Source organism: Rickettsia endosymbiont of Rhinocyllus conicus (genome assembly GCF_964026465.1).
Lineage (GTDB): Bacteria > Pseudomonadota > Alphaproteobacteria > Rickettsiales > Rickettsiaceae > Rickettsia.
Genome location: NZ_OZ032155.1, coordinates 1302390 through 1317189 on the forward strand (window position 1 = coordinate 1302390; position 14800 = coordinate 1317189).

Sequence of the window (14800 nt, forward strand, 5' to 3'; positions counted from 1 at the left end):
GAAGAAATTCCTAATTTTAACAGCTATAGTAACGACGAAGCAGAAATTGCTGACTCTCTAGACCAAAATCCTAATCCAACCAACGATGATATGGAACCAAGGGTAAGTCTTACTAATGATGTTGGAGAAACTCCTAAATCATCTTTCTTTGTAAGGATGTGGGGATCTCTGCGAACACAGAATAATAATCAAATCCCGGAACGAAAAAATGTTGTAGTTGGTATGTCCGATGAAGAGACTAAAGAATCTGACATTCACGATATACCAGCTTTCCTAAGAAAGAAAAGGGATTAAAACTAAAACTAATTGGAATGAAAGGTACATCTAATTTTACATTAATTTCATTATTTGCAGGTGCTGGTGGGATGGATATAGGCTTTAAAACTATTTGGGCAAATGAATATGATAAAACTATTACTCCGTCTTATCAAAACTATTTTCCTGATACTCAACTTGACAAACGTTCTATTTTAAATGTACCAAACCAAGAAATACCTAATAAAATCACAGGAGTGATCGGTGGTCCACCTTGTCAATCATGGTCAGAAGCAGGAGCAAAACGTGGATTACAAGATCCCAGAGGCATGTTATTTCATGAACAAATTAGAGTCATCCGTCATACAAGACCTAAATTCTTTGTGGCAGAAAATGTTCACGGCATAATTCATTCAAGAAATATAAAATCTTTTATGAATATAATAGAAATGTTCCAAAAAGAAGGGTATGAAATAAGCTGGAAATTATTAAAAGCAAGTGATTATGGAGTACCACAAGATCGGGAACGAGTTTTTATTGTTGGTTATCATCAATCATTAAATAAAAAATTTCAATTTCCCGAAACTCTAAAAACTAAAATTACGTTAGATCAAGCTATAGGTGATTTAGCTCATTTAGAAATTGGAGCGGTTAATACAATAGATAATCATGAATTTTTAGAACTAGGTTACTCTCCTATTTTTATGTCAAGAAACCGTGTTAGAAATTGGGACGAGCAATCTTTTACAATTCTTGCTACTTATAGACATATTCCTTTTCATCCACAAGCACCAAAAATGATTAAAATTGCCGGTCAAGAAAAACGAGAATTTGTTAAAGGACAAGAACATAAATATCGTCGTTTGACCATACGTGAATGTGCAAGAATCCAAACATTCCCTGATGATTATAAATTTATTTATACTAATATTAAAGATGGTTATAAGATGATAGGCAATGCTGTTCCGGTTGAACTTGCATATCATATAGCTAAAGCAATAAAAAAAGATTTAGTTACTATTAGAAACGATTAAACTTTGAGTTGTATTTTTGTATTATCTTTGTAATATAATTATTTACTTTAAATAATTATATATAATTGATGTCAATACAAACTAATAATGGATTAGCCTTTGAATGGGCAGTTATATCTGAAATATCTAAATTAACAGGATTTACAATTAAAAATGATACTGCTTCAAATGTCGCTCAAAAAGCTTATAATTCCATTAGCTTTAAAAAACAATTAGAGTTTATCAAAGCAGCTCAAATATCTATTGATCACATTATAAAAAAGAAACAAAGTCTTTAACAATTGAATATGGTGGAATAATTGAATTTAATAATGGTTCAGCGGGAGCAAAAGGAGATGTTAGAGATATTCTGATTAAAGCTAAAAATATTACTATAGGAATATCTTGTAAAACAAACCATCAAGCATTAAAGCATTCTAGACTTTCTGGTTCAATTGACTTTGTAAAAAGATGGGGTCTTGATGATAATGGATGTAGTACTGAATATTGGAAAATTATAAAGCCGTTGTTTGAAGATTTAAGGCAAATTAGAACTTTTTCAAATAAGACTGCTTTATGGGAAGATTTACCTGATAAGGTTGACAAATATTATTGGCCTATACTTAACGCTTGGTCTAATGAGATCATAAGGCTTTGCTCTATTAATGAAGAAAAAACTAGAAATGTTTGTAAAGATTTAGTATCTTATTTAATAGGACGATATGATTTTTATAAAATAATATCTTACAACTCAAATAAAACTATTATTCAAGCATATAATTTTAATAATACCCTTAGCACTAAAAAAACTAACTATCCTAGTTGTATTAATACTATAAATACTAAAAATGGAGGAATTTATTCTAAAACTATAGTGTTTAATCGGGGTTTCAGTATTAATTTTAGAATTCATAATGCAAGCAGTAAAGTTGAACCGTCACTTAAATTTGATATTAATGCTATAGGTCTCCCAATTAATGAAATTTATCAGCATACTTTTGACATCATAGATTGAGGTACTAACTATGACAAGTTAACCACCCTGCATTGCAAATGCAGGGCTTAAGATTATGGCATCAATGCCTTAGCTATAGCTAGTTTTCAACTTGAAAGTTTCCAAACTTATCATCTCTCGATTCATGTTTATCAATATAATCCTTGATCATTTGGTCAGTCACATTGCCTGTGGTTCTGACAAAATATCCAACAGCCCATAAGTGTTTACCCCAATACTGTTTCCGTAATTCTGGAAATTCCTGCTGAATCTTCCTTGAACTCTTTCCTTTTAGATACTGTACCACCTTACTAATACTTTGATAAGGTGGCACAGATACATAGATATGTACGTGATTTGAAGCTATCTTCCCTCTTAATATCTCTACTCCATTATCCTTACATATCTCTTGGGTTAGGTCCTTGACTCTCCTACCAATATCACCAACCAATATATTATATCGATATTTAGTCACCCATACTATATGATGTCATTGCTAAAGTAAAGGGGACCACTAAATTGCACGAAAAAGGGACCAGAGAATTTGGTGTAACCTAATAAGGTTATAATGTGCAATATTCACTAGATAATTAATTAAAATAAATATCTAGTGATACAATGATAAGAATAAATATGTACACAACAATTATCACCCTTTATAAGCAAGGCAACAGTCAAAGAAATATTGCCAAACTAACAAGGATAGACCGTAAAACAGTAAGAAAAATAATAAATCGTTACGTAGAGTCTGGTACAGAATATCCTGCACCCTATGAACGATCTTCAGCACTGGATTCTTGGCACGAACAAATATAGCTAACGCGACTAGCATTATTCCTTAGAATCATATAAGATAAAGCTTTTAATTATGGTAGAGATGAAAGCATACAGTCAGGATTTAAGAGATAGGGTAATCAGTCTGCACAATACTTCTAAATATAGAATAAAAGCAATATCAGACTTATTGGGTATAGAGCGTCATACGATATCAAATTGGATTAGACGTTATAAAGAAAATGGAGACTACAGCTCAAGACAACATATGCAAAGTGGACGTGATGCTAGGTTTACTAATAAGGAGCATATAATTGAATTTTTAGCAAAGAATCCTGATAGCCGAGCTATAGATATAAGAGATGCAGTAGCACCCGAGCTACCAATGAGCACATTTTATGACACGCTTCATAGAATGAAGATTACATATAAAAAAAAGAGCCAAAATACAAAGGCAGGAATGAAGAAGCCAGAAAACAATTTGTAGAATATATTGATAAAATAGCATCTGACAAACTTGTGTATTGTGATGAAATGGGGGTAAGTAATAATATAACCATGTTGTACGGATGGTCAGAGAGAGGAGCCAGATCTTACGCAGAGCAAGGAGGTTTTGCTACTGAGAGAGTAAATATAGTTGCTGGTTATAATGAGGGCACCAAAGAATTAATTGCTCCATTAGAGCATTCCGGTTATATTGATAAGCAATTATTTAATCAGTGGGTAGGTGAGCTATTATGCCCATCACTCAAACCTGGACAATTTGTAATAATGGATAATGCGAGTATTCATAAGTCACTGTTGGTAAAGGAATTAATAGAAAAAGCGGGTTGTACTCTTATTTATCTACCGGTCTATTCTCCAGATTTAAATTCTATCGAACACTGTTGGGCTAATTTTAAAAATTACCTGAGAAAAATTATTAAAAACTTTAAAGATTTTCGTGATGCAATAACAGCAGCAATGGTACAAACCTTCCCGTGTTAGCTATAATTGAGTTATTAGAAAAGAATCTAAGTTACATAAGAATTTTTGAAGAGTTAAAAATTCAAGGTTATACAAAAAGTTATGGTTCGCTAACCCGTTATATCAAAAAATATAAGATTCAGAATAACAGTTGCATTCGTTTTCATACTTTAGCAGGAGAGGAAGCACAAGTAGATTTTGGTGACATAGGCTTACAGTATAATGCCCAAGGGCGTAGAGTTAAAGCATATGTGTTTAATATGCGTTTAAGCTATAGTCGCCTTGATTATTATGAAGTAGTGTTTGATCAAAGTTGTAAAACATGGATACAATGTCATATCAATGCATTTAATTATTTTGCTGGTAGTCCAAAAGTAATAAAACTTGATAATCTTAAAGCTGGGGTGGTAGATAGCAATTTCTATGAGCCTGTATATCAGAAGGAATACAAACGTTTAGCTGATCATTATGGGATTTTACTTTCTCCTTGTCGTATATATCAACCTCAAGAAAAAGGCAAAGTAGAATCAGGCATAAAGTATGTCAAAAATAATTTTTTTGCTGGACGTAAATTTCATAGATATGAAGAATTAATACACGATCTTGCAAACTGGTTAAATAAAGCAAATAACCGAATACATGGTACTACTAAAAAAATTCCTCAGGAACTATTTGAGCAAGAAGAAAGTAATAATTTAATGCCCTTACCATTAGAAACGTTTGATTTATCATCGTGGCATAATCGAAAAGTAGCAAAAGATTGTCATATCACCATAGATAATAATTATTATTCCGTACCAGCAAAATATATATACAGTGAAGTATTGGTACAATTATCACCAAACCTTGTTCAAATATTTTCTATACAAAATGATTTAATAGCAAGGCACGTTAGAGTAGATGGCAAAGGAATATTTACCACTAATCCGTCTCATTATGCCAAATATAAACGTCTATGCCCAGGTTTTATAGAATATAGCGAACATTATCAACAACAAATGCAGCAGATAGGCAATAATTGCAGTTTATTATTAGAGTTATTACAACAAACACGAGTAAATGATTGGCAACGTTGTGCCAGAGGTATTATTTCTTTACGTAAGGTTTACAATGATGAGTTAATAGATAAAGCCTGTCATAGAGCATTACATTACGGTATAAGTTCTTACTCTAAAATTAAGAATATCTTAAATAGTAATGCAGTAAACTTACCATTGCCAGAGTTTGGAGGTCAGAATGCAGAACTTGCTTAATGACCTACGTAGTTTTAGATTATCAGGTATAGTCAATAGCTTAAATGAAAGGATTATTTATGCTCAAAATAATAAACTAGGATTTAAAGAATTTCTCTCACTATTATGTGAAGATGAAAAATCTCACCGTAAGTATAATAATTACCGTCGTCGTAAAAATGCTGCTAAATTACCGGTAACTAAAAATTTAGAAGACTTTGATTTTCAGTTCCAACCAAGTATTGATACCAAAGTAATAAGTGATTTATCTACTTGTGATTATATTAATACTAAGGGCAATGTCATATTCATAGGTAATTCTGGAACTGGCAAAACTCATCTTGCTATTGGATTAGCATTAAAAGCTTTAACACGAGAATACTCTGTATATTTTACTACGGTATCGGATATGCTTTATAATTTACATATTGCAAGAGCAGATAATAGCTATCACAAAAAAGTTAAATTACTCTTATCATTTGACTTATTAATTCTTGATGAGTTAGGTTTTAAGCAATTACCAAAACATTCAGTAGATGATTTTTTTAATATTATTGCTAAACGATATGAAAATAAATCTACCATTATCACCACAAACAAGGATTTTGAAAGATGGAATGAAATATTTGCTGATGAGTTATTAACTCATGCAATTATTGATCGAGTAGTACATCATGCACATATACTAAACATCACAGGTAAAAGTTATCGTATTAATAACTATAAATCTGGAGGTAATATGACATAAAAAATTTTAAATAAAGTGGTCCCTTTTTTACGTAATTTAGTGGTCCCTTTTTATTTGACAATGACAATATGATAAGTGCAATCGTAAACTGTGTGGCTTATCTTCTTGTAATACTGCATCTCTACATTCTATATGTTAAAACGACGCACTGCAAGTGCGGGGTTTTTCTCCCAAATTTGGGACAATAAAATTGCACTATTCTTTATATTATGTTTTTTCAGCATTAATTTATTAGCCGATAATAATAGATCACTAAAGGATATTGTACCCTACCCTGAACCTCTCAGCGATCAAAAACGTTATGTAATTCATTTACCTAACAAGTCTAATGAGGAAAATTTAAAAGTAAAATTACAAGCTACAAAAGAGGCAATGAAAGATTGTAATAATATGAGGTTTGGCGGTAAGCTAGAGGAAAAAACTTTAGATGGATGGGGATATAATTATTACGTAATAGATCAAGTTGGTGACCATCCTATTACTACATTAATGGGATGCCCGGGTGTAAAAGCAACTATGCAGCCTGTAAATGTATATTTGGGTGATAAAGCATTTATAAGGTATAACAGCAAATTACCTATCGTAGTTTATGCTCCAAAAGATGTTAAGTTACAGTACGTTATTTGGAGTCAAGATGATACAATTAATGACGCAAAAGAAGAATAGATAAAACTAAATTTATATTCAAGGTGGGAACCGCTTTCCACCTTGAATATTCATTATTTTAAAGTTTCTTTGAAGAATCGTATAAATACGATTCTTCAAAGAAAAGAAATTTACTCCTCTTCAACAGCTTCAACTTCTATAACTTCCGGTACGAAATGTTTCAGCATCGATTCAATACCGTTTTTTAAGGTAATAGTAGAGCTAGGGCAGCCAAGACATGCACCACGTAATGCTAACTTTACTACACCATTTTCAAAACCTTTATAAATTATATCACCCCCATCTTGTGCAACAGAGGGACGAACTCTTGTCTCAATAATCTCGATAATTTGCTTCTCTATGTCTGAAAACCCCTCAAGGTTTACATCATCTACTTTAGCACTTTCTTCAAATACTGGAAAGCCCGCAACGAAATGATCCATAATAACCATTAAAACTTCTGGCTTTATCACTTGCCAATCACTTTCAGCTTCTTTAGTAACAGTTATAAAATCACTACCAAAAAATATTGATTTAACATTATTGATATTAAATAGCGATTCTGCAAGTTTGCTTTTTCCTTTTACTTCAGCACGCTCACTAAAAAATATAGGCTGAGTACTTATTTCCTGTCCAGGAAAAAACTTTATCGCATCAGGATTTGGGGTATCTTCAGTTTGAATAAACATAGTAAAATTACTTTAATAAATTTGCTTGTTATTATAACTTACTAGGGCTATTTTTACAATATAATATGTGAGCAATAAATTTTAAGTATTGACAAAGTATTTACATAATATAAAATGATAATATATATAAGTAGGGTAAATATATGAGCAGTAAATTAGATTCTTACGAACAAGATATTGAAGATAATTTTGAAAAGCATCAAAAATTTGATGATAAAAATGAAATAGCTTTGCTTCGAAAAGCTGCAAAGGCACATCTTAATAACAAGCGATCTATTACTATTAGGGTTGCAGAACATGATATCGAAGCAATAAAAATCAAAGCTTCTAAGCACGGCTTGCCTTATCAAACTTATCTTAACATGCTAATTCACTCAGACGCTACTAAACTCTAAAATACTATGCCCAAATTTAGATATAATCATGAAAAAAATGCTAAATTATTACTTGAGCGGAATATAGGCTTTGACGAGATAATTCAGTCACTTAATGACGGTAACCTGTTAGGAATTAGATTACATTATAATCAAGCTAAATATAAGGGACAAAAAATTTTCTATGTTAGAATAACTGATCAAGTATATGTAGTACCTTATGTAAAAGAAGATGACGGTACTATTTTCCTTAAAACTTTATACCCTAGTAGAAAAGCAAAAAAAGAATTTTTAACAAAGTTATACTCTAGGTAAATATCTGATTAGAATATATGCCGGTATAAAGCAGAAGCCTGCAATAGCAAAAAAGTATCCCCAACCTAAATAAGTAGCGGCGTAACCGGAAATACTACCAAACAATACAGTGCTAATATAAGCAATAGAAGTAATCAAGGCGATCTGCGTTATGCAATATTTAGAGCTACAACATCTTAATTGGTAAGAAAAAAACGGCGACATAGTTAACCCTTTGGTAAATTCCTGAAGAAACACTGCTATATAAAGAGTTGTAATAGTTTGACTATAAGAATAGAGCAATAAAAAAGTTATACTAGATAAAGCATGATAAACTAATACTCTTCTAAAGATATAAGCATATTCATATTTTCGGCATAGAAAACCACCTATAAATCCTCCAGCTATAGTAGCACACATACCAAAAGCCTTATATCCAAGAGCTAAATCTTTTTTCGTATAGCCGATATCAAGATAAAACATATTTGGCATAACCGAAAGAAAGTTATCCTGCAAGCGATATAGAAGCATAAAGCCAACAATTATTAGCCATTTAGGTTTTTTGATAAAATCATAAAAAGCGTGCCAAAATCTATCAAAATCATTAACGGCTATTTTTTCTTTAAACTTTAGCGGATAGAAAATAATTAGTAATAATGATGGTACACATAAAATCGCCATTACACGATAAACTTCTTGCCAAGATATGATAGTTGATAAATATAATGCACCAGAACCTGATATGAGTATGCCGATTCTGAACCCACTAGTGCAAGCTGCCTCACTTATTCCCCAATTTTTATTATTAATAAGTAGCATTTGGGAAGATTGTAAAAGCATGTCATAAATAGAGGAAAAAAATGCCAGAATTATCAAACACAAAGAGAAAGATATAAAATTAGTAGTGAGATTAAAGCCAGTTAGAATATATACGCAACAAATATAGCTAAGCAGTGAAAAGATTAAACAATATTTATATCCACGACTATTTGAGGGTATAAAGCTTATTTTTTCAAGTAGCGGTCCCCATAGAAATTTAAATATGTGAATGAAGTTAACCAGACTAAAAAGACCGATGGTAATTTTATCAAAACCGGATTCTCGAAGCCAAAAAGAAAGCGTCGAACCGGTAAGTAAATAAATTAAACCACCAGGGAGCGAAATAAATAATATAAATAAAATACTATATATATTTTGTAATCGTGAAAAATTAGAAATTATGAATTTATCCTCCTATAATTATGTGCCATTGCATTGATTGGAAACGTCATGCTCATTCCTTGATCACAGCATCTCATGGTCTGCAAGATCCCGCAAACAAGTCGCGGGATGACATACTTTCCTCTTAAGATACTTTACTTCTTTTTTGACTGTAATTATTACTATTACTCTCAGAACTTCTTTTATTGCCAGCACCGAATCTTTTATTAGAGTTATCGCCTCTTCTATTATTACCAAATGATCTTTTACGATTATTTTTGTTACTTCTAAAGCTTTTTCTAGGAGTAGATTCGCCTTGATTTATTAAACGATCAATAGCACGCCATCTAACAACATCATCAGGTGAAATAAATGATAATGCATTACCTTTAGCACCAGCTCTACCAGTTCTACCTATTCTGTGCAGGTAATCTTCCGGACACATCGGTAAATCATAATTAATTACGTGTTGAGTATGCGGAATATCAAGCCCACGAGCAGCCACATCAGTTGCTACCATTATTCTATGGTTTGACTTACGGAATGATAAAATTACTCTATCACGTTGACGCTGACTTAAATCGCCATGTATAGCTTCTGCTTTATGATTTTCATATCTTAACATTTTAGCTAATTGATCAGCAGAACGTTTTGTTTTTACAAAAATAATTACCGATCCCTCTCTATCACCAAGCTGCTTATTTAATTCAGTAAATTTTTCTTTATCTGTAATATGTACTGACTCTTGTTTTATTTCTGCTGCTGCTTTATTAGTAGCACCAACTGTAATACGTACAGGATTATTTAAATATTTTTGTGAAAGAGAAATAATATGTTTTGGCATAGTAGCAGAAAACATTAAAACTTGTCTTTTTTCGGGCAAGAATTTATTGATTTCTTCTAACTGCTCTTTCATGCCCATGTCTAGCATTCTATCCATTTCGTCAAGCACAGTTATACCTATACGATCAATTTTTAAGCTTCCACGATTTAAATGATCAATAATACGCCCAGGAGTTCCTATAATTACTTTAGGATTTTTCTTTAATTGCGTAAATTGCTTAGGCATAGGTTCACCACCTATCAAAACTGCATTATTTATTTTGAAAGATGTAGTTACTTTATTTAAGGTAGAACAGATTTGTGTTGCAAGCTCTCTTGTCGGTACTAATATTAAAGTAGTAGTTTTATCTTTAATAAATGCATTAATTACTGGTAACAAGTAAGCTAAAGTCTTGCCTGAACCAGTTTGGCTAGAAGCAAGTATATCAGAACCTGCAATAGCAACCGGAATCGATTGCTTTTGTATTTCGGTTGGCTCTGTTATCTTCATCGCTTCAAGCGTAGTAGTTAATTCTTCAGGTAAATTAAAATTTTTCATTATATAATCCAATAAAGTTTAAGTTAAAATATGCACATTATTGATTGTATAAAAATAACTCACAGCAAAAAATAATGACTTTACTATTTTTGTATTATAAGAATACACTAATAGCAGCCATTAAATTATCTATAGCATATTAACAAAATAGCCTTAATTGATTCGAAGTAATAGCGAACCTATTTCAAAAAAATCTTATAATTTACAGCAAATAAAGATTTTAATTAGCTTTAAAATTATTTGTTAATATTACCATAATTATGATATTTTTTTACTTTTAAGCATTAAACCATTCCAATGCTTAAGACATGTATAAGGTTATTATAAGACAAAACAAAATATCTAATATTTTGTTGTAAAAGGTGACGAGGCTATCCAAAATTTGAAAACTTTGGATAGCTGTTTTTGGTACAAATATATTTATTTAATTCTGAGGTTAACTGCAGAAATTTTACCATTCTTGTCTTCAAGATCAAAAATTACATCTTGTCCTTCGTTAAGACCTGCAAGACCTGCTGCATCTACGGCAGATCTGTGTACAAACACATCTTTGCCGCCATTTTCCTGTTCAATAAATCCAAAATTTTTCGTCGGATTAAACCATTTAACTTTACCTACTATATTTGTAGTCATAAAAACCTTTTTAGATAGAAATTGCTTATTGGAATTTAAATTATGCTTAATAAAAAATTAAAGTCAGACTTACATTTAATATTAAGATTAATAAAAAATTCACTATGCAAAACTATCTTACCTTGCGGCATTTGTCAATAACATGCAAAAGAAAGTATTACTTTCTAAGGTTAATTATATCATATTATTACTATTTTGTCACTATTTTAGTTAATATATTATAGGCAGAATTTGATTTGCCTACATTAGACTTTTATTATTATGTAATTAATAAATAAAAGTGCTTGCTTTTTTTTCTTTTTTTCATTAATCTGTCCACTTAGCAAAATACAGTATTGTATTTTTAATTGCCCGCGTGATGGAATGGTAGACATAACGGACTTAAAATCCGTGGAGCGTAAGCTCTTGCCGGTTCAAGTCCGGCCGCGGGTACCACATGTTAAAGTACATAGAAGATCTCCACTTTTAACTTGTAAACTTCCCCCTAAATTCTTTATTTGTAAGTCTTTTTTAGTTTCCTGTTTTATCTCACTATTTATAAGATAATTTATAATTTTTGATATTCTATTCAACTGCAAACCAAAAGTAGAAAAAATTATATTAATATCATTGCAAATACAATATAAATAGCTATAATAGCTTCAAGAATAGGAATTTAACGGATGCAATTTAAAATTTAAATTAATAACAAAAAAGATGTAAATATAATAATATAACTCAAAATATATGGATAATTTAATAAAGTTTTTAGAAGAAAAAGATTTTACAGAAGAAGCAATAAATTTAAAAAAAGGCGGTGATATTCTTAATCTTTCGAAAAAAAGATTAACTGATAAAGATGTTAAAGAAATCTCTAAATTGCTAGCAAGCGATAATAATATTATCCAGCTTGATTTGTTTGGTAATAATATAAGTACAGACGGAGCTATAGAGCTTGCGAAACTGCTTAAGCTTAATAAAACTCTTATTGGTCTTGACCTTGGGAATAACGATATAGATAAAACAGGAGCAAGCGAGATCGAGAAAGCTTTAAAAGCAAATACAACTCTTATTTTTCTTAATTTGACATGGAATTCAGTAGAATCAGCAAAATATAAAAATATCAAAAAATATTTGGTTAGAAATGCCAATTTAACAAACGAGCAAGAATTAGTAAAAATGGCAAAAAAATTTAATGAAATAGACGAAGAAAAATTATTAAAGAAATTAGATATAATCTAAAAGCAATATTCCCCTTAAATTTATGCCGCTTGTTGCATAAAAAAAATATTACTATCTATTTTCTAAGGCTTGTTAAAGTTACTAATTTAGATATTTGGGAATATTACATTTAAAGTGTGCAGACCTCTACTTTCAATTGTAATCCCAAAACACTCAATAAAGTTCCAACATTATCAAAACTTGGGTTTCCTTTACTAGATAACATTTTATATAAATGCTGCCTATTTATATGAGCCTCTCTAGATATTTTGGCGACTCCTCCTTTTGCTATAATAGCTTCTTTTAAAGTAACAAGAAATAACTCCTTATTATGGTCTAGAGAATATTGCTCTAAAGCCTCATTAATATAAGCTACCAATGTTTCTTCATTTTGTAATTTTTCTTTTAAATAATCTGTAAATTTTTCCATCTAAACCCTTTATTTATAAATCTCTTCCATTATTTCTAAGGCTTTTTTAATATCTTTACTTTGTGTATCTCTTTATCACCTGCATTTAACAAAAGTATAATTTCGTTATTTTTTTCAGTAAAATATATTCTATAACCCCTGCCAAAGAAAAATCTTAGCTCATATAATTTTCCTTGTATATTTTTATAATCACCATAAATTCCATATTCTAAACGAACTAATCTATTAATAACTCTACTGTATGTTTTGATATCTATTAACCCACCAATTAAATACCTGACTTAAGAGGCATATTTAACATCATCGGCTTGGAACAATTTTTGTATATGTTTAGGATTGTTCTGTAAGCAACGTAAATAAGATTTAAGATTGTATTTTAACTCATCTTTTGTAAGAGGTATATGTTTTCTATTTACATTTCTTTTTAAGTCATTATTTAAGTATTCATCTGGATTATGTTGTGGAGTATAAGGAGGCAAAAAAAAACAAAGAAATTTTATCTTTATGCTTATTTGTCCAGCTGTATACTTTTTTACTATGATGTACTTTTAAATTGTCTAATATTAAAAAGATCTTCCTTCTTGCAGATTTCACTAATCTTCTTAGAAATTCTATAAATATATCTGTTTTTAGTGTATCTTCATATAACATGAACCTTAGTTTACCATTGTTCGTAACAGTTGATATCATATTTATAGTAAATCGTTTTGATTTATGAATAACTACGGGTGTTTTGCCTTTTAAAGAATAGCTCTGTAACACCTGACATTCTGATTTTATACCCACTTCATCACACCAGTGTATTTCAGCTTGTTCCATTTGTGCTTGTTTTACTATTGCGGGATATTCTTCATCTAGCCATACTTGAACTTGTTTTGGCTGTTGCTCATAAGCTAATTTCTTTGGTTTTTGTGCAGTATATCCCCATCTTCTTAAATATTCTCCAATCGTACTTAATGGCAAAAAGAAACCACAGCATTTTTTAATCAGGGCATTAATAGCTTTTCTTGACCATAGTGCAGATTTGATATTGTGATCTTCTGGTCTAGAGTGATTTATATAATCTTGTATTTTTTTACCCAGCATTTCATTTATTGTCCCAAATTTGGGAGAAAAACCCCGCACTTGCAGTGCGTCGTTTTAACATATAGAATGTAGAGATGCAGTATTACAAGAAGATAAGCCACACAGTTTACGATTGCACTTATCATATAGTATGGGTGACTAAATATCGATATAATATATTGGTTGGTGATATTGGTAGGAGAGTCAAGGACCTAACCCAAGAGATATGTAAGGATAATGGAGTAGAGATATTAAGAGGGAAGATAGCTTCAAATCACGTACATATCTATGTATCTGTGCCACCTTATCAAAGTATTAGTAAGGTGGTACAGTATCTAAAAGGAAAGAGTTCAAGGAAGATTCAGCAGGAATTTCCAGAATTACGGAAACAGTATTGGGGTAAACACTTATGGGCTGTTGGATATTTTGTCAGAACCACAGGCAATGTGACTGACCAAATGATCAAGGATTATATTGATAAACATGAATCGAGAGATGATAAGTTTGGAAACTTTCAAGTTGAAAACTAGCTATAGCTAAGGCATTGATGCCATAATCTTAAGCCCTGCATTTGCAATGCAGGGTGGTTAACTATTCTTTTCTCTCCTGTCTTTCTTCCTCTAGACTTGCCAGTTATTGCATATTTATCACCTCTTCTTCTTTTGTTAACCCAGTTACTAATAGTCTGACGTGTTACTCCTATAAGATTTGATACATCTGATTGTTTTTCTCCTTTATCAATTGCTCTTAATGCAACTTTTCTTAAAGCTGCTTGTGCACTCGTTGATAATGTCCTAAAATCTTCTTTTTTTAGCATTATTTCATTCTAACATTATATTTTAGTATTTGCAACTATTATGTCAGGTATTTAATTGGTGGGTTAATAGCAGAAGTAAATTGTGTTTTA

At 31.0% G+C, this 14800-nt stretch carries 23 protein-coding genes, 1 tRNA gene and 1 pseudogene; 15 read left to right on the plus strand and 10 right to left on the minus strand.

What is annotated here, in order from left to right; translation table 11 throughout:
- Positions 1-150 precede the first annotated feature (150 nt).
- The 4 genes and pseudogenes from AAGD54_RS09475 to AAGD54_RS06995 form a co-directional block, all read left to right on the plus strand.
- Positions 151-294 (plus strand): annotated as a pseudogene (locus AAGD54_RS09475) (cell division protein FtsZ); the annotation flags it as partial.
- A 17-nt stretch (positions 295-311) separates the two neighbouring features.
- Complete coding sequence (locus AAGD54_RS06985; protein WP_341794461.1) at positions 312-1289, plus strand: DNA cytosine methyltransferase; 978 nt, start codon at positions 312-314, stop codon at positions 1287-1289.
- 68 nt (positions 1290-1357) lie between these two features.
- Positions 1358-1567: a hypothetical protein gene (locus AAGD54_RS06990; protein WP_341788304.1), complete on the plus strand. Its 210-nt coding sequence runs from the start codon at positions 1358-1360 to the stop codon at positions 1565-1567.
- Positions 1568-1641: 74 nt separating this feature from the next.
- Positions 1642-2283: a HaeIII family restriction endonuclease gene (locus AAGD54_RS06995; protein WP_341789238.1), complete on the plus strand. Its 642-nt coding sequence runs from the start codon at positions 1642-1644 to the stop codon at positions 2281-2283.
- 79 nt (positions 2284-2362) lie between these two features.
- Here the strand turns inward: AAGD54_RS06995 and tnpA (AAGD54_RS07000) are convergent, their stop codons facing one another.
- The gene (tnpA, locus tag AAGD54_RS07000; RefSeq protein ID WP_341795195.1) at positions 2363-2746 is read right to left on the minus strand and encodes an IS200/IS605 family transposase; all 384 of its coding nucleotides are present in this window, start codon (positions 2744-2746) and stop codon (positions 2363-2365) included.
- 149 nt (positions 2747-2895) lie between these two features.
- Here tnpA (AAGD54_RS07000) and AAGD54_RS07005 point away from each other — a divergent pair, with 149 nt between their 5' ends.
- The 6 genes from AAGD54_RS07005 (at position 2896) to eco (ending at position 6648) form a co-directional block, all read left to right on the plus strand.
- Positions 2896-3078 carry a helix-turn-helix domain-containing protein gene (locus tag AAGD54_RS07005; RefSeq protein ID WP_341794462.1) on the plus strand — a complete coding sequence of 61 codons (183 nt, stop codon included), beginning with the start codon at positions 2896-2898 and terminating at the stop codon, positions 3076-3078.
- A 52-nt stretch (positions 3079-3130) separates the two neighbouring features.
- Positions 3131-3523, plus strand: coding sequence for an IS630 transposase-related protein (locus tag AAGD54_RS07010; RefSeq protein WP_341794304.1), 393 nt, complete (start codon positions 3131-3133; stop codon positions 3521-3523).
- A gap of 5 nt (positions 3524-3528) precedes the next feature.
- Positions 3529-4023 (plus strand): IS630 family transposase, encoded by a 495-nt coding sequence (locus tag AAGD54_RS07015; protein ID WP_341795144.1) that lies wholly within the window; start codon positions 3529-3531, stop codon positions 4021-4023.
- Positions 4017-5255: an IS21 family transposase gene (istA, locus tag AAGD54_RS07020; RefSeq protein ID WP_341794463.1), complete on the plus strand. Its 1239-nt coding sequence runs from the start codon at positions 4017-4019 to the stop codon at positions 5253-5255. The genes AAGD54_RS07015 and istA overlap by 7 nt, the downstream gene beginning before the upstream one ends.
- Entirely contained in the window at positions 5239-5982 is a 744-nt protein-coding gene (gene istB / locus AAGD54_RS07025; protein WP_341794375.1) for an IS21-like element helper ATPase IstB, read from the plus strand. Before istA ends, istB begins: the two co-directional genes overlap by 17 nt.
- Positions 5983-6114: 132 nt before the next feature.
- Positions 6115-6648 (plus strand): serine protease inhibitor ecotin, encoded by a 534-nt coding sequence (gene eco, locus AAGD54_RS07030; RefSeq protein ID WP_341794464.1) that lies wholly within the window; start codon positions 6115-6117, stop codon positions 6646-6648.
- A gap of 110 nt (positions 6649-6758) precedes the next feature.
- Here the strand turns inward: eco and AAGD54_RS07035 are convergent, their stop codons facing one another.
- The gene (locus AAGD54_RS07035; RefSeq protein ID WP_341788307.1) at positions 6759-7316 is read right to left on the minus strand and encodes a NifU family protein; all 558 of its coding nucleotides are present in this window, start codon (positions 7314-7316) and stop codon (positions 6759-6761) included.
- Positions 7317-7459: 143 nt separating this feature from the next.
- Between AAGD54_RS07035 and AAGD54_RS07040 the strand changes: the two genes are divergently transcribed.
- The gene (locus tag AAGD54_RS07040) at positions 7460-7711 is read left to right on the plus strand and encodes a CopG family antitoxin (RefSeq protein WP_016947847.1); all 252 of its coding nucleotides are present in this window, start codon (positions 7460-7462) and stop codon (positions 7709-7711) included.
- 6 nt (positions 7712-7717) lie between these two features.
- A complete protein-coding gene (locus tag AAGD54_RS07045; RefSeq protein ID WP_341788308.1) occupies positions 7718-8005 on the plus strand; it encodes a hypothetical protein in 288 nt (95 codons plus the stop codon).
- Here the strand turns inward: AAGD54_RS07045 and AAGD54_RS07050 are convergent.
- The 3 genes from AAGD54_RS07050 to AAGD54_RS07060 form a co-directional block, all read right to left on the minus strand.
- Positions 7991-9205 carry an MFS transporter gene (locus tag AAGD54_RS07050; protein ID WP_341795201.1) on the minus strand — a complete coding sequence of 405 codons (1215 nt, stop codon included), beginning with the start codon at positions 9203-9205 and terminating at the stop codon, positions 7991-7993. The genes AAGD54_RS07045 and AAGD54_RS07050 overlap by 15 nt on opposite strands.
- A 124-nt stretch (positions 9206-9329) precedes the next feature.
- Positions 9330-10565, minus strand: coding sequence for a DEAD/DEAH box helicase (locus tag AAGD54_RS07055; RefSeq protein WP_341794465.1), 1236 nt, complete (start codon positions 10563-10565; stop codon positions 9330-9332).
- Between the two features lie 420 nt (positions 10566-10985).
- Complete coding sequence (locus AAGD54_RS07060) at positions 10986-11198, minus strand: cold-shock protein (RefSeq protein WP_016948370.1); 213 nt, start codon at positions 11196-11198, stop codon at positions 10986-10988.
- A gap of 349 nt (positions 11199-11547) precedes the next feature.
- Here AAGD54_RS07060 and AAGD54_RS07065 point away from each other — a divergent pair.
- Both AAGD54_RS07065 and AAGD54_RS07070 read left to right on the plus strand, forming a co-directional pair.
- Positions 11548-11633 (plus strand) — tRNA-Leu (locus AAGD54_RS07065).
- Between the two features lie 291 nt (positions 11634-11924).
- Positions 11925-12419 carry a hypothetical protein gene (locus tag AAGD54_RS07070; protein ID WP_341794466.1) on the plus strand — a complete coding sequence of 165 codons (495 nt, stop codon included), beginning with the start codon at positions 11925-11927 and terminating at the stop codon, positions 12417-12419.
- A gap of 109 nt (positions 12420-12528) precedes the next feature.
- Here the strand turns inward: AAGD54_RS07070 and AAGD54_RS07075 are convergent, their stop codons facing one another.
- The 4 genes from AAGD54_RS07075 to AAGD54_RS07090 are packed head-to-tail and all read right to left on the minus strand — an operon-like array spanning position 12529 to position 13953.
- A complete protein-coding gene (locus AAGD54_RS07075) occupies positions 12529-12828 on the minus strand; it encodes a transcriptional regulator (protein WP_341788311.1) in 300 nt (99 codons plus the stop codon).
- A 35-nt stretch (positions 12829-12863) separates the two neighbouring features.
- Positions 12864-13097 (minus strand): type II toxin-antitoxin system RelE/ParE family toxin, encoded by a 234-nt coding sequence (locus tag AAGD54_RS07080; RefSeq protein ID WP_341795202.1) that lies wholly within the window; start codon positions 13095-13097, stop codon positions 12864-12866.
- Positions 13098-13109: 12 nt separating this feature from the next.
- On the minus strand, positions 13110-13307 hold the full coding sequence (locus AAGD54_RS07085; protein ID WP_341794467.1) for a hypothetical protein: 198 nt from the start codon (positions 13305-13307) through the stop codon (positions 13110-13112).
- On the minus strand, positions 13282-13953 hold the full coding sequence (locus tag AAGD54_RS07090; RefSeq protein WP_341794468.1) for an IS630 family transposase: 672 nt from the start codon (positions 13951-13953) through the stop codon (positions 13282-13284). The genes AAGD54_RS07085 and AAGD54_RS07090 overlap by 26 nt, the downstream gene beginning before the upstream one ends.
- 35 nt (positions 13954-13988) lie before the next feature.
- Here AAGD54_RS07090 and tnpA (AAGD54_RS07095) point away from each other — a divergent pair, with 35 nt between their 5' ends.
- Positions 13989-14423 carry an IS200/IS605 family transposase gene (gene tnpA / locus AAGD54_RS07095; protein ID WP_341794258.1) on the plus strand — a complete coding sequence of 145 codons (435 nt, stop codon included), beginning with the start codon at positions 13989-13991 and terminating at the stop codon, positions 14421-14423.
- Here tnpA (AAGD54_RS07095) and AAGD54_RS07100 read toward each other — a convergent pair.
- The gene (locus tag AAGD54_RS07100) at positions 14420-14710 is read right to left on the minus strand and encodes a helix-turn-helix domain-containing protein (protein WP_341794469.1); all 291 of its coding nucleotides are present in this window, start codon (positions 14708-14710) and stop codon (positions 14420-14422) included. The genes tnpA (AAGD54_RS07095) and AAGD54_RS07100 overlap by 4 nt on opposite strands.
- Between the last annotated feature and the right edge of the window lie 90 nt (positions 14711-14800).